Below are 12,754 nucleotides of genomic sequence, written 5' to 3'. Positions count from 1 at the left end.
ATTTTAAATTCTTCACTATATTTGACCATAAAAACACCCCCGAAAGTTAGATTTTCTACTCTAACTTTCGGGGGTCGGTACCAAACGGTTGTCTTTTTCCTCAGCATAAATATTCGAATATTGAATACCTTCCATCTATTTAATTGTGTGTAAGCTCATGATATAATGAGGAACTTAAGATTATTACGACTTTTACTTAATTGAACGGATGCCAAGAAAAGCTTCCGCCTATCGATAAAATATGGAGGTATAAGAGAATGAATAAAAAATGGACGATTGGTAAAATTAAAGAATTTGTTGAGAGCAATTCGGAAAGTAAGTTGCTAACGACCGAATATAACGGTTTTTCTCAAAAGTTACTATTTAAATGTGCATGTGGCAGCAACTTTGAAAAAACATTTACGAAATTTAAAAATAATAACCAACGTAAGTGTGACGTGTGTCAACCTCCAAAAGCGTCACGCTAAACATATAGCAAATAAACGAAGTGCCGATTTCTCTTAAAGAGAAGTTGGCGCTATTTTTTTATGTGATTTAATGATTAATATTCCGATTGGAAACTCCGAAATCTCCGAATAACCCTGTCCCAAATCAGACTGGTGTAAAATGGGTTAAGCAAAAAAATGTTATCCCAAAGGTAAAGAGTTAGTTTTTTAGGTATTATAATGGAAGATACATTAACAGGTGATGAATTGAAATTAGGAATTCATCAAATAAAAATATAATTTTTATCCCTCTAACTGATGCTATTCAAAGCAGGATAAGCACCTTTTTTGTTGAATTAATAGAATAACAGCAAGAATTTAATTCAACTAAAATAGAACGTATGTTGTTTTTTGGTTTTTATTGTATTATTAATATTTATAGGTGGGGGAAGCGATATGTGTAAGATATTAAAGGAATTTAGCGAAACACTGGATGCAATTCAAAAATTAATAGATATACAAGAATCTCAGTTAAGTGAACCGATAAGCAAGGACAAATGGTCGATTAGAGAAATTGTAGGGCATTTATATTATTGGGATAAATATAATCTTGAAAAAATGGTTCCAAGAATGACTAACGGGGCAAACTTGCCGCAGTTTCCAAACCATGACGAACATAATAAGGAAGCAATAGCATATCTGAGAGACTACTCAGTTGAATCTATTATAGAAACTTTCATAGAGACACGTAAAGAACTTATTGAAAGTATCTATAAAGTAGGAGAAGATGTTAGATTTACTATAGGAAGCGGCAAACGACAGTTTTCAGGTGAAAGTTTTATTAAAATCTTTGTAAAACATGATATTCACCATCTGAAACAAATCAATAAGAAATTAAATAATTAGACTTTTTTTGTTTTAAACTTATTGTGCTAACTGGTGCGTGTGCGGAAGTGTTTCCCTGCACTCCCTTCTTCACTGATGAATGTCAGTTCGTATTCTATTGGTAAAGGTAAGGACCGGGAGAAATCAGTGAAAATCCTATTCCGATGGTTTTTCAAACACCATTCAATCGGTTAAATCAGTAAGAATTCGGTCTGAATCCAATAGTGATCCAGTCCATTTTCCTTTGTTCAATATTCCTACTATCTTTTGTCTAGTAAGGTTTTTTTCAGATTGTTTCCTTTCGCTTTTGATTCGGTACCCTTGCCAGTGTTTTTTCTCACTTTTTTTAAGCCGCTAGGCCATCATGTTTTCAGTCTGTATTCTTTCGAAAAGAACGTAATTTATTTAACAAAAAGAGTATAAAATCGTTACACTTTTAATCCGAAATCAGCAAAATGAAAGGAACGTAATTGTTATTGAAGTAAGGGGTTGTTAAAATATAGCTATTAGCTCCCGATTTTAATAGAGGATTGATAAAAAATAAATAATTTAATTCTCATCTTGATACATGGTTAAAATTTCTTCAGCTTGTTTACGTAGTATTACTATTAATTCCTTTGATTCCAAAATTCGCGCATGACTTCCAAGTCTCAAAAATAGTGATGTTATAAAATTAAGTTCACCTCTATCAATAACTGTATCTATGTATCCAAATCCGTCTTCTTGTGTGACTACAAAACCATCAAAATATGGAACACTTTTACATTGACGGACACCTTCCATTGTTAAGTGTACATGCAGTCGAATTGGGTTTTTTACTTCATGAAAGTTGAACCATTCTTTTAAATTCATGAATTCATCCTCATTTTTTTCAATTGATAAGATGGAAAGAATGCGATCTACACGATACAGTAATATTTTTTCCTGATGATAATCGTAAGCAGGCAAATACCATAATCCATCATGAGCATATACACCGATAGGACGGATGTGTTTTTTTCGTATACCTGATTTAGATTCATATTGAATGTGTAAATTATTATTCTCGATAGAATGCTCTAAAACATCTTTTAAAAATGGAGTATCAATAGTTCTTTTAGGGTTCCAAAAAGCAATATAAGAGCGAATTTTATCCACTTTTATTTTAGCTTCACTCTGAAGTGAACTATATAATTTATGTTCAACCGAGGTAATTTCACTAACAAAAGGCAAGTTGCGATAGTAATTTAGAGATTGAAAAGCAAAGAAGATAGAAACAGCTTCTTCTTCTGTAAATAAAATAGGGGGAAGAAGTCTACTAGTTAATACTGTATATCCCCCATTTCGTCCTTGTTCAGAATAAATCGGCAATCCCATATCAAATAAATCTAATATGTATCTATGTACAGTACGAATGGATATATGAAATTCATCTGCTATTTCTTGTACTGTAAACTTTTTTTAGCCGTAACAAACATAAGAATATCTAATAGACGCTTGGCTTTTGACATTTTTCTCACCTTTTTCATTTAATCATGTCATTACTTGTCATGTTTTACGTATAGTATAGTTTATACCTTATGATTGTTATCAACAAGGGGAATTCTATAAGATAAAAGTATGACCATTAACGAGAGAGCAACAAGAGTAATTTTAGATTTAGCAGTTACTCTAGATGGATTTATTGAAGGACCGAAAGGAGAAGTTGACTGGTGCATTATGGACCCTGAGATGGATTTCACTAATTTCTTGAATCAAATTGATACTATTTTATATGGTAGAAAAAGCTACGATTTATGGGGACAATATATTCCAAAAAATGAAGACTCGGATACTGAAAAAGAAATCTGGAAATTGGTTCATAGTAAAGAGAAATATGTGTTTTCCAGAACAAAAAAAGAGACTGATAATCGAGCGATATTAATAAATGATAACATTGTTGAAGAAGTTAATAAATTAAAGAAAAATCCTGGTAGAGACATCTGGCTATATGGTGGATCAAGTCTTATTACAACTTTTATTAAATTAGGGCTGGTTGACGAATTTAGGTTATCTGTTCACCCTGTTATTTTAGGGCAAGGAAAACCTTTGTTTATTGATATAAAGGAAAGAGTGAATCTAAGACTGATTGATACAAAAAGATTTTCCTCTGGCGTTGTTCAACTTTGCTATCAACTTAATGAAGAGTAATTGAAAAGCATAATGATGTGCTTAATCCGAGGTTAAAGTAAATCACCTCCTCAACTAATAAAGGAGTTAGGAAAATAAGGATCATTGAAATCCTCCGAATTTTATCTCTCTGTTACTTTCATTTTCCCCGTAACTTTGTTCTTCCCTGATGAAACTTTGTTATTTTTCGAGTGGGTAGAAGACGGAGAGAAGCTGCTGGAGAAACGCTATGTACTCGGAGGATTTTCCAATTACAAATCAATAAAATTCAGGCTGGACCCAATAACATCAACGACTAACGGGTGCTTTTCTTCAGAAAGAAGATGTCAGCTTTTTTAGGGTAGTATATGGCGGGTTGTTGAATATAATTTGACGATGTATCGTATCAATTTATTTCGAAAATATATTCATTCATTAATAAATGAAAGGAATATGCTATATGAAATCCGAAGGTAATAAGTTTCAAATTGTGAAAGCCGATGAAGTTGATTTAGATGTAAGGACGCAAGTGTCTGAAATTTTTGCGGAAGGCTTTACACAATGGCTTGTCTTTTTTTCTAAAAATAAAAACGTTATTGCAAAGGCTTTTGCTCATATGTTTATTTTAGATCAATTTTTTGTAGCTATAGCCAATGGAAAAATTGCTGGAGTTACGGCATGTACAGATGGAACAAAAAAATCGGTAAGATTAAATAAAAAAGAGTTGAGAAAGCACTTAGGTTTCTTCAAGGGAAGCATGGCAGGAATCTTTTAAAAAAAGGAATTTGAAGCTCCTTATGAAAACTTCCCTCCAAATACTGGATCAGTTGAGTTTGTTGGAACAGCTCCTGAATTCAGAGGACAGGGCGTAGCATTTCAAATTATCCAGCATATTATCGAAAATACAACGTATAACAATTACGTTATTGAAGAAGTTGCTGATACGAATACTCCGGCAATGAATTTATATAGAAAAATGGGTTTTGAGGAGTATAAACGGAGGGCCGTTCCACAAAAGGTAGCGAAAAAAATTGGAATCAATAATTTTTTGGCTTTGAAATATGTGAAAAAATAAGGCCTTATTATAAAAGAAACTCCATGTTGATCAATCTTTTTTATACAGTCAGAGATTGGAAGATATTCATCCCTTTACAGCTTTTGAACTTATTAAAAATGGAAGATGGGTAAACATTGACATTGCATCTTAAACTAATGCTAAAGGGTGCAAGGGTTCAACAAGGCGGTCATCTAAACAATCGTCTCTTTTCCAAAAAAATATTTTTCGAATATTATGGTATTATGGAATTGGAGTTATTTAACTATCTGGCAGAAGTGTTAATAAATTTATGAGGAAAAGAATGAAACTAATAATGGTTTATTTGTAATGTTATAAAACCAGTATCTGATAAATTCCAATCAGTGTATTACTAGTAAAGGGGGATTCTATATCAAGGTTCTTTTACTTTTAGCTGTTGCTGTTATTTGGACAATAATAGGTTATTATTCATTTAGAAACAACTCAAATGAAGACAATGAAGCTTAATTGAAACCGATGACAATTTCAATAGAACATATTACGGAAGCCCGACACTTGGAGGTTTATAGTGGTTGGACTCATTATTCTGTTAATAGTATATAACTTGCTGTTCCAGTAATGCTCCTACTAAACGGGCAGAAGAGTTGGGGAGATAATTTGGTTAACAGATATAAGACATTTCTTTCTTGTATTGCAGGCGTACTTGTAGGGATTATCGTTGTGAATATAATTCGAGATGGAGAAATAGATTGGGATGCAATCGGTTATCTATTTACTATAACTTTTTTAATAGTTCTAATTAGATTAGGTCTGAATTTATATAAAGAACAGAAATATATTCTATTATACAAAATGGTGCATTAGAATTTTTACAGAAAGGTTATTAAACGGGGGTAATATCTCATAATGGTTTGGATTATTTTATTAGCCGTTCTTATCGTGAGTTACTAATTTATAGTAAAGAGTAACTCAAAATCCATAGAAAAAATTTTTTCTCAATTATCTCTTGTCTTTACAGCGTTGACTATTATTCCATTTCTGAGTGAATCATTTTCCTTTATTTTGGAGTTAAGTATTTTCTTACCTTTTGTGTTTGGTATGCTGGGGATAATCCTTGGATGGTTCGGAATTAAAGGTGATTTTAGAATAAGTTTAATTGGAATAAACGTCTTAGTATTGGTATTTTACCTCATAGTGTTCCTTATGGTAACGGTTGGCTTTCAAGAGCCATAAATTGTGAATAATTGTACTTAAAGTAATTGGTGCAAGAAGAAATAGAAATTGATAGGAGTGATACAGTTGAGTAAGAAAGCATTTGATATATATTACCTATTTTTTTTGCTTTTGTTATTGTCGTTTAACGCATTTGTCTTATTTGGGGCTGGAATGAGTGGAGGCGGAATAGGTTCCAAGATGTATTTTGCAACTGGGCTTTCGTATGCCATCTGGGGTATATTTTACTTCCTTCAATTTGTATGGTACGCCCCAACAAGTCTTGCGAAATTCTTGGTTCCTCATTATGGTAATATTTAAACTTTTTTTGGGAAACAGGTCTTGGTGTAAAGGTTGGTCAAATGATTGCATAACAATCAGGCGTGATTGTTGAATAAATTATATAATGTAAAAATATTTCAACTAAAGGATGCTTTAGTACAAATGGGAGATCGTCAGTATGCGTTCTTTTTAACTAAAAGGGTAGGTTGGTTTACAAAGATTTCCTTTGATTATTGACTAACTATGTAAGGAGAACTACTTATTGGTTTAGGGAGCGTCACTCTTAACCTAACGATAATTCTTACCGATAGGAGAAGAATACATATGGAAACAGACAAGGAGAGCCTTCTTTTAAGGAAATTAACTGCAACCTTTGTTACTACAACATTTCTTTCGATACTGTTCGTTCTTGTAAGTTTTAGCGGTGGATTTGAATTTGAATACAATCGTGGGAACCAATTTATCGGTTGGTTCTTCGTCTATGCAATGTATATTGGCTTGATTATCTTAATTTATGGGAATGTAGTCTCTATGTCCATAGAGTATTTGCAAAGAAAATCGTTCCCGCAATACGACTGGCTGTATGTGCTAATTCTTGGTTTTTTTGGAATGGGAAACGGTGTGTTATTTCAAGATGAAACAGCTGCGATCTATGGAATGATAGCCGCAATAATATATGGGGTTTTTGATAAGTGGATATATAAAAGAAATAAAACGGGAAAGAGAATAAAATTGTTTTTGGTTATACCAATAGCATTACTGATATTATGTTGGGGCTATTTAGAATTAACCTCTCCACCTATGCCGCCATTTACAAAAGAAGATGCCGTTTCTTATGCAACTTCTGGTGAAGGATCGGTCATAGACGAATTTCCTAATACTATTGGGCAATGGGATGGAGCAATAGGAAATCATCAAGTTATAAGAGAAACGAGCGTAGAAGAAATTGGGAAAGAAATTTATATCGTTACCTTTACGGAACATTGGAAAAAAGGGATGGAAACGGAGACTTGGAAATTATCATATAAAGTTGATCGACAGAGTATAACTCTTTCAAGTAGTGAAGGTGATATGCCACCATATGACAAGTAACATTAGTGGCTGAGTGTACTTTATTCTTCTTCAAGTAAATGGATCTGACTTAAATGCAAATGGTTTAGACAATATTCGAGAGTATGGGGCAATTTTCAAGGAGAGAAAACTTTGAGCCAAGGAGAATTAGTATTGGCAATTTTTTTCTCTAGTGATGGAAATGTTATGAGTTCACCTACCACAGAGTTTTATGAAGATGATGAGGCTCAACTGGATGAGTCGCTAGAATATGACGTTGCTCTCTTACTTAAAGTTGAATTTATTAAGTAAAGGTTTGTTTTATAAGATTTAAGCTAACTGGTACCATACAAAGTATTGTCACAGTTTATATCAACATCGGTGATACTAGCAACAAACTATATGAAAACAGCCTATTAAAATGACAAGGAGAAAGCATATGACATTTGAAATTATGAAGTTATTTGTCTTCCAAATGGTATTACCGACTGTATTTATAACTTCATTATGGAAAGGGACTTTCCATAGTAAATTGGATTGGATGATACAGGCAATGTATACCGTGTTACTTACAACCTGGATATTTATTTCATCGCCATGGGATTGGTTCAGTTATTATCTGAGATTCATATTATTGTTCTTTTTATTACTGGCGACGTATAAATCATGGAAAAAGATACAATCTCTGCCGTTTCGTATCAAATACAATAATAGACTGAAGATGTCTCTTAGTATCAATGTGCTGTTTATACTTATTTTCGGTGCCTATAATGTTTTTACCTTCAGTGGTTTTACAACCAAAGGTGATGCAATTGAACTCGACTTTCCACTGAAAAACGGGACATATTATGTTGGTCAGGGAGGAAATCATGTACAAATTAATTATCACAATGCTTATCCTAGACAGCAGTATGCTTTGGACATTGTTAAACTGAATAAATTCGGTAATCGAGCAGCCGGTATTTACCCGGAAGAACTTGATAAATACGTCATATATGGAGATCGATTATTTAGTCCGTGTACCGGTAGTGTTCTGGAAGTCCGTAATGACTTGCCGGATTTGACACCTCCCGATACTGATTTGGAAAATGCGGGAGGAAATTTCGCCAACTTACTCTGTGAGAGTGAAGATGTAATCGTCTATATCGCACATATGCAAGAAGGAAGCGTTGTTGTAAAAGAAGGGGAAAGTATACAGAAAGGACAGCCAATTGGTTTAGTCGGCAATTCAGGAAATACATCAGAACCCCATTTACACATTCATGCTGAAAAAAACGGAGAAGGTGTGCCAATCCATTTCAATGGAAGATTTCTAATAAGAAACAGTTTAGTGTGGTAAGCAGAAGTTTTTAGTTTCCGTCAGATTCTTAAAGATATTTCTTATTTCAATAATTGGTGCAATAGTAGAATAAGAGGCTTCCTTTAAGTGTACTTTTTTCTTAAATTAATGGGAAAGTTTAAGAATGAATTGCACCTAATTTATTTTATGGATTCACAAAGGAAACGACGAATGACTTATGCTATTTTAATCTTAATCTTTTTTGTGTTAACTGGTGCTTTAACAAAATAAGTAAATCATAAATGTGGAAGTCGTTCTTTAGCTAATGGGAAGGATTAGCTAATGGGAAGGATTATTGAAAAAAGCAAAAAAGGGAGCACTAATTGTTCTCCCTTTTAAATATCCATTTAATTAGATTTTTTCCTTGTTCAAGTGTTACTTGGTCGCAAGATATACCCTTGAGAATTGAACGCCAAGAAGAAATTAATACAATTTCAATTGGCAGCTCTTTATTAGAGTTTATGTTAGATAGATATGCTTCTATTTTACCCTCTTTATTATCGGGAAATTCTTCACTAATCAACTTACAAATGCTATTTTTCACTGCAAAGTCTAAACCAGTGATGAGTGCAGCTTTCAGCGCTTCATCTGTCTGGTCGAATAAAGAAGCAGCTCCCTCCATTCTATCTATAATTCTTTGTTCCATTTCAGCTCTAACTACCCCATAAAGTTTAGATTTCGAACCGAAATGGTGATAAACTGCACCAGTAGTCATATTAGCTTTAGTTGCTAATTCTGTAATATTTACTCCTTTATATCCTTTAATGCTAAATTCTTCTAATGCTACCTTAATAAGTATTTCCTTGCTTGTCCCTGGTATTGGTATCCACTCTTTCATAAAATTAAGTTTATCATATTGACAGAATTGCGTAAATGATTTACTCTGAACATAATCATCTTATGTATTACATAATTAACTTACGTTATATAATAAATAAGGAGGATAATTATGAAATTAGTATTTTTGTGTCATCCAGTAAAAAATCTAAAAGAATCGCTTACTTTCTATCGAGACAAACTTGGTTTTGAGGAAGCTTGGCGTGAAGGAGATCATACTGCAGCATTAAAATTACCTGATTCAGAAATACAATTAATGATTGAGGATGATGAGCAGGAATTATCAGCTGGTGGAATTTTCTTAGTAGATAGTGTAGATGAAATCTATAGTGATAATAAAGATACTTTAGAATTCATAAAGGGACCCGTGGATGTTCCACCTGGACGTTATGCTATCTATAAAGATAATTCAGGTAATCTTTTAAGAATTATTGATTTTACAAAAGAAAAATAATGCTAATGGAAAACAGACAAATGGACAAATTAATTTGTCTGTTTTTTTATTCTTCTATTTATATCCTTTTTCAACCAACTGGTGCTTTAACGGAATAATGTATGTTAAGAATCTGATAAAATATTAATGTGTCTACAGATGTTATTACCATAGTAGCTATAGTTATTGTTATATGGATTGCGGTATTCCGAGAGCTTGTAAAATCTTTAAAAGAGAAGAACGAACGAAAAATAATAACTTTAATGTCTGCGGGTTCCTTATCTACACTAATACTGATCATTTCACTTTTTAAAATCTCCAATTCTAAAAAATATGTATAAAGCAGACTAACGCATTTGAGGAAGGGATGTCGGAAGTTTTATATGATATTTAACCTTCACTATCTGGTGTTTTAACACAACAAGGAGATCGTCAATACGGCAGTCTTTTTGTAGAACTGATGAATCATTTTTTCAAATAAAACCGTCTGATAAAGGGGGGGACTTTATGAAAACACAAAAAGTTGTAGCTTTGTTATTATTTATTTCCTTATTGACAGGTTGTAGTTTGGAAACAAAGACACTTCAAGAATTTTATGAGAAAGACTTTGATCATGTAAACAAAATAGTTATTTTTGATGGAAATACTGGTTACAAAAAAACAATTACAGATAATAAGAATATAGAGGATTTTCTAAGTGAAATATAGGGAATAAGATTCATACCTGATGAAAATCAAGAGTCAAGGGATGGAGCTAATTATTCTATTACTTTTTTCCAAGATGGTGGTGAAGAGACTTTTGAATTTGGATTAACATATGTAAAAGATAATTACTACAGTACAGAGCCAGAGATTTATCCAATTGTTGATGAATTTTATTTAAACTTGGATGTAGAAGAAGAGTAAATAAAAAACTTCTTAATTAGCTACCATGCATTTTTTGATTTTTAAATGCTGAGACAAGATTGGTGTGAAAGTACCCAAAAGTCATTATAGACATAGAAACAAACTTTCATTCTTTTTGGTGAAGCGCAGATTTTGCGCTCCATGGATGGCAAACGGGTGCTTTAACACAACAAGAAGATCGCCACTACGGCGAATGAAGGACATCGGCTCATTCTTATTGAAGTATTGGAGTAGGTTGGTAAAGATTTATTTTCGAAAAGCCAGTAAATTAATTTCTGGTTAACCTTATAATACGAACAGGTCCATTAGTTGAATAGAACAGGTGCATTAGTTGAATATGAGATCGAACGGCAGCTATTTCACTAAATGGGTAGGTTAATTCAACAACGAATGTTAAGGAGGAATCTAATATTGTTAAGAGTGGATAAACCTGGAAAGATTATAATTCTAAACGGCACTCCCAGATCAGGAAAGTCAAGTATTGCTTCAGTAATCCAGAAAACATTTGAAGGTGTGTGGATGAACTTTGGGGTCGATCAGTTCATGCGGATGACTCCTGAACAGTTTCAGCCTGGAATCGGTTTAAGACCTGGAGGTGAACTTCCCGAACTCGAACCGACTATAAAAATCATGTATCGAGCGATGTATGAGGCAATAGCACAATTCAGTCGTCAAGGACTTAACGTCGCGGTTGATGTAGGGCATCATGAGGGCTATTCAGTTCCGTTAAGAACTCTTCCAGAGTGTGCCCGAATATTAGATGGACTTCCTGTTTTGTTTATAGGAGTTCGTTGTCCAATTGAAGTTATTATGGAACGACGAATCAAGACATGGAATGTTGGTTACGATGAAGATTTTAAAGTACCAAAGCCAGTTGCTTTATGGCAGAAACTTGTTCATGTACCTGGTATTTATGACATTGAAGTTGATACATCTGTACTAAGCCCTGAAGAGTGTGCTAAATTAATTTCCCAGAGACTAGAAGACGAGCACCCCCCGACAGCTTTTCAGCTTATTAGAAACATAGAAAATGAATAAACATAGATTTTGTACCAGGTGCAATCGTTTAAACATGGAAGATCATCAAATGATGGTAAATTGGGAACAAGCCACCGCTATTTATGCATTAATAGTAAAATAAGCCAATGGTAAATTTAAACCTACATTCAAAAAATAGGAAAACGGTAGGTGAAAAGATGAGACATTGGTATAAGGAGTACACTTGGCGTAGTCGGCTGTTAGCTTCCGACCCAGGGCAAATACGTTTGTATAAAGCTGGAAAGGCAACAATCAGTTTAATACTGTCTCTTTTTACCACCCTTTAAATACAACCGGCAATGAAGCCCTGATGCTTGTTGTCACAATAATATTAATTGTTATAAATCCAAAGGAGATTCTATACAATAAAATTATTGAAAAATGATGATCATATATTGGAAAAGACAACATAAAAATATAGCAGAATTTTAAATGAAATCTAGATGAGTTTTATTAATTAAATTAATATTCACATTTCGTTGGAATAATAGGTGTACTATCGTGTAGTAACTAAAAACATTCTTATTATAGTTTGTGAAATAAGATACTTAAACTATATGGTGCTTAGTTCAACAAGAGAAGATAAGAAAAATCCCAGATTAGTAATCTGAGATTTTTTATTTATTGGTTAGTTATCTATCTATCATTTCTTTATGAACTTTAGATTCGATTTCATCTAAATGTTGGTTGTTAAGAAATGTTACAGGTTGAGGATGAAACCATGTAATCTCTCCATTATGGTAAACGCCTTTGAGATCTTTTCCTTTATAATTGAATACAAACAGTTTTCTTTTATTTAATAACGTTTTTTCTATATTAAACAAAGTAAACAACCTCCTATAATTTTTGTTGTAATATCTATTTAAGTTGTTTGTTGTTCCTTATTTAAAATAATAAACCCCAGAAATGAGACAAACATGATAGGAACATTAGAATTTGATAAGAGGATGAGGAAAATTATAAAGTTTGACTTATTGTGCTAACTGGTGCGTAAACTAAAGAAGGCTTAACGCTATTTTATGTAGAAGTTATTGAAATTATTGAACTAAAGTGGCGGGATAGTTAAAGAAAAGAAATGGCTACATAATGTTTGAAATTGAAATAATTAAGGAGACGATGTAATGTCTAGAATATATATACGAAACAGATTAACTGTAGAACGCTTTGCTTACCAAACATAAAGA

Annotated in this window: 15 protein-coding genes and 2 pseudogenes; 14 read left to right on the top strand and 3 right to left on the bottom strand. The window is 32.9% G+C overall.

Annotated elements, in window-relative coordinates:
• Nucleotides 1-257: 257 nt before the first annotated feature.
• Together CWR45_RS01150 and CWR45_RS01145 are read left to right on the top strand one after the other, a co-directional pair.
• A complete protein-coding gene (locus CWR45_RS01150) occupies nucleotides 258-467 on the top strand; it encodes a hypothetical protein (protein WP_115747954.1) in 210 nt (69 codons plus the stop codon).
• 414 nt (nucleotides 468-881) lie between these two features.
• Nucleotides 882-1,331: a DinB family protein gene (locus CWR45_RS01145; protein ID WP_115747953.1), complete on the top strand. Its 450-nt coding sequence runs from the start codon at nucleotides 882-884 to the stop codon at nucleotides 1,329-1,331.
• A gap of 528 nt (nucleotides 1,332-1,859) precedes the next feature.
• Here CWR45_RS01145 and CWR45_RS01140 read toward each other — a convergent pair.
• Nucleotides 1,860-2,800 (bottom strand): annotated as a pseudogene (locus CWR45_RS01140) (helix-turn-helix transcriptional regulator).
• Nucleotides 2,801-2,909: 109 nt separating this feature from the next.
• Between CWR45_RS01140 and CWR45_RS01135 the strand changes: the two are divergent.
• From CWR45_RS01135 to CWR45_RS01110, 8 genes and pseudogenes are all read left to right on the top strand, one after another.
• A complete protein-coding gene (locus CWR45_RS01135) occupies nucleotides 2,910-3,479 on the top strand; it encodes a dihydrofolate reductase family protein (protein ID WP_115747952.1) in 570 nt (189 codons plus the stop codon).
• Nucleotides 3,480-3,897: 418 nt separating this feature from the next.
• Entirely contained in the window at nucleotides 3,898-4,212 is a 315-nt protein-coding gene (locus CWR45_RS20375) for a hypothetical protein (RefSeq protein ID WP_342770073.1), read from the top strand.
• Nucleotides 4,213-4,257: 45 nt separating this feature from the next.
• Nucleotides 4,258-4,512, top strand: a pseudogene (locus CWR45_RS20370) (GNAT family N-acetyltransferase); the annotation flags it as partial.
• Between the two features lie 618 nt (nucleotides 4,513-5,130).
• Nucleotides 5,131-5,337: a hypothetical protein gene (locus CWR45_RS01125; RefSeq protein ID WP_115747951.1), complete on the top strand. Its 207-nt coding sequence runs from the start codon at nucleotides 5,131-5,133 to the stop codon at nucleotides 5,335-5,337.
• 435 nt (nucleotides 5,338-5,772) lie between these two features.
• The gene (locus tag CWR45_RS01120; protein ID WP_115747950.1) at nucleotides 5,773-6,006 is read left to right on the top strand and encodes a hypothetical protein; all 234 of its coding nucleotides are present in this window, start codon (nucleotides 5,773-5,775) and stop codon (nucleotides 6,004-6,006) included.
• Between the two features lie 285 nt (nucleotides 6,007-6,291).
• Nucleotides 6,292-7,059: a hypothetical protein gene (locus CWR45_RS01115; RefSeq protein WP_115747949.1), complete on the top strand. Its 768-nt coding sequence runs from the start codon at nucleotides 6,292-6,294 to the stop codon at nucleotides 7,057-7,059.
• 111 nt (nucleotides 7,060-7,170) lie between these two features.
• A complete protein-coding gene (locus CWR45_RS19660; protein WP_170138758.1) occupies nucleotides 7,171-7,329 on the top strand; it encodes a hypothetical protein in 159 nt (52 codons plus the stop codon).
• A 127-nt stretch (nucleotides 7,330-7,456) separates the two neighbouring features.
• Nucleotides 7,457-8,356, top strand: a complete 900-nt coding sequence (locus CWR45_RS01110; RefSeq protein WP_115747948.1) for a peptidoglycan DD-metalloendopeptidase family protein — start codon at nucleotides 7,457-7,459, stop codon at nucleotides 8,354-8,356.
• Between the two features lie 319 nt (nucleotides 8,357-8,675).
• Here the strand turns inward: CWR45_RS01110 and CWR45_RS01105 are convergent, their stop codons facing one another.
• A complete protein-coding gene (locus tag CWR45_RS01105) occupies nucleotides 8,676-9,194 on the bottom strand; it encodes a TetR/AcrR family transcriptional regulator (protein ID WP_115747947.1) in 519 nt (172 codons plus the stop codon).
• Between the two features lie 111 nt (nucleotides 9,195-9,305).
• Here CWR45_RS01105 and CWR45_RS01100 point away from each other — a divergent pair, with 111 nt between their 5' ends.
• The 4 genes from CWR45_RS01100 to CWR45_RS01085 all read left to right on the top strand — a co-directional run bounded on the left by CWR45_RS01100 (nucleotide 9,306) and on the right by CWR45_RS01085 (nucleotide 11,570).
• Complete coding sequence (locus CWR45_RS01100; protein WP_115747946.1) at nucleotides 9,306-9,647, top strand: VOC family protein; 342 nt, start codon at nucleotides 9,306-9,308, stop codon at nucleotides 9,645-9,647.
• 128 nt (nucleotides 9,648-9,775) lie between these two features.
• Nucleotides 9,776-9,967 carry a hypothetical protein gene (locus CWR45_RS20025; protein WP_115747945.1) on the top strand — a complete coding sequence of 64 codons (192 nt, stop codon included), beginning with the start codon at nucleotides 9,776-9,778 and terminating at the stop codon, nucleotides 9,965-9,967.
• Nucleotides 9,968-10,133: 166 nt separating this feature from the next.
• On the top strand, nucleotides 10,134-10,334 hold the full coding sequence (locus CWR45_RS20020; RefSeq protein ID WP_245975306.1) for a hypothetical protein: 201 nt from the start codon (nucleotides 10,134-10,136) through the stop codon (nucleotides 10,332-10,334).
• A gap of 618 nt (nucleotides 10,335-10,952) precedes the next feature.
• Nucleotides 10,953-11,570: a chloramphenicol phosphotransferase CPT family protein gene (locus CWR45_RS01085; protein WP_245975312.1), complete on the top strand. Its 618-nt coding sequence runs from the start codon at nucleotides 10,953-10,955 to the stop codon at nucleotides 11,568-11,570.
• A 632-nt stretch (nucleotides 11,571-12,202) separates the two neighbouring features.
• Here the strand turns inward: CWR45_RS01085 and CWR45_RS01080 are convergent.
• On the bottom strand, nucleotides 12,203-12,394 hold the full coding sequence (locus CWR45_RS01080) for a hypothetical protein (protein ID WP_115747943.1): 192 nt from the start codon (nucleotides 12,392-12,394) through the stop codon (nucleotides 12,203-12,205).
• Nucleotides 12,395-12,754 lie beyond the last annotated feature (360 nt).

This window comes from Oceanobacillus chungangensis, from assembly GCF_003369565.1.
In the GTDB taxonomy this organism is placed as follows: domain Bacteria; phylum Bacillota; class Bacilli; order Bacillales; family Amphibacillaceae; genus Oceanobacillus; species Oceanobacillus chungangensis.
Note: the sequence above shows the minus strand (reverse complement) of the source record. Positions and strands in the feature narration are given on the sequence as shown.

What these genes read in the sequence shown, in the direction of transcription:
- CWR45_RS01150 (WP_115747954.1), top strand. Translation starts at nt 258, where the DNA reads ATGAATAAAAAATGGACGATTGGTAAAATTAAAGAATTTGTTGAGAGC.
- CWR45_RS01145 (WP_115747953.1), top strand. Translation starts at nt 882, where the DNA reads ATGTGTAAGATATTAAAGGAATTTAGCGAAACACTGGATGCAATTCAA.
- CWR45_RS01135 (WP_115747952.1), top strand. Translation starts at nt 2,910, where the DNA reads ATGACCATTAACGAGAGAGCAACAAGAGTAATTTTAGATTTAGCAGTT.
- CWR45_RS20375 (WP_342770073.1), top strand. Translation starts at nt 3,898, where the DNA reads ATGAAATCCGAAGGTAATAAGTTTCAAATTGTGAAAGCCGATGAAGTT.
- CWR45_RS01115 (WP_115747949.1), top strand. Translation starts at nt 6,292, where the DNA reads ATGGAAACAGACAAGGAGAGCCTTCTTTTAAGGAAATTAACTGCAACC.
- CWR45_RS01110 (WP_115747948.1), top strand. Translation starts at nt 7,457, where the DNA reads ATGACATTTGAAATTATGAAGTTATTTGTCTTCCAAATGGTATTACCG.
- CWR45_RS01105 (WP_115747947.1), bottom strand. Translation starts at nt 9,194, where the DNA reads ATGAAAGAGTGGATACCAATACCAGGGACAAGCAAGGAAATACTTATT.
- CWR45_RS01100 (WP_115747946.1), top strand. Translation starts at nt 9,306, where the DNA reads ATGAAATTAGTATTTTTGTGTCATCCAGTAAAAAATCTAAAAGAATCG.
- CWR45_RS20020 (WP_245975306.1), top strand. Translation starts at nt 10,134, where the DNA reads ATGAAAACACAAAAAGTTGTAGCTTTGTTATTATTTATTTCCTTATTG.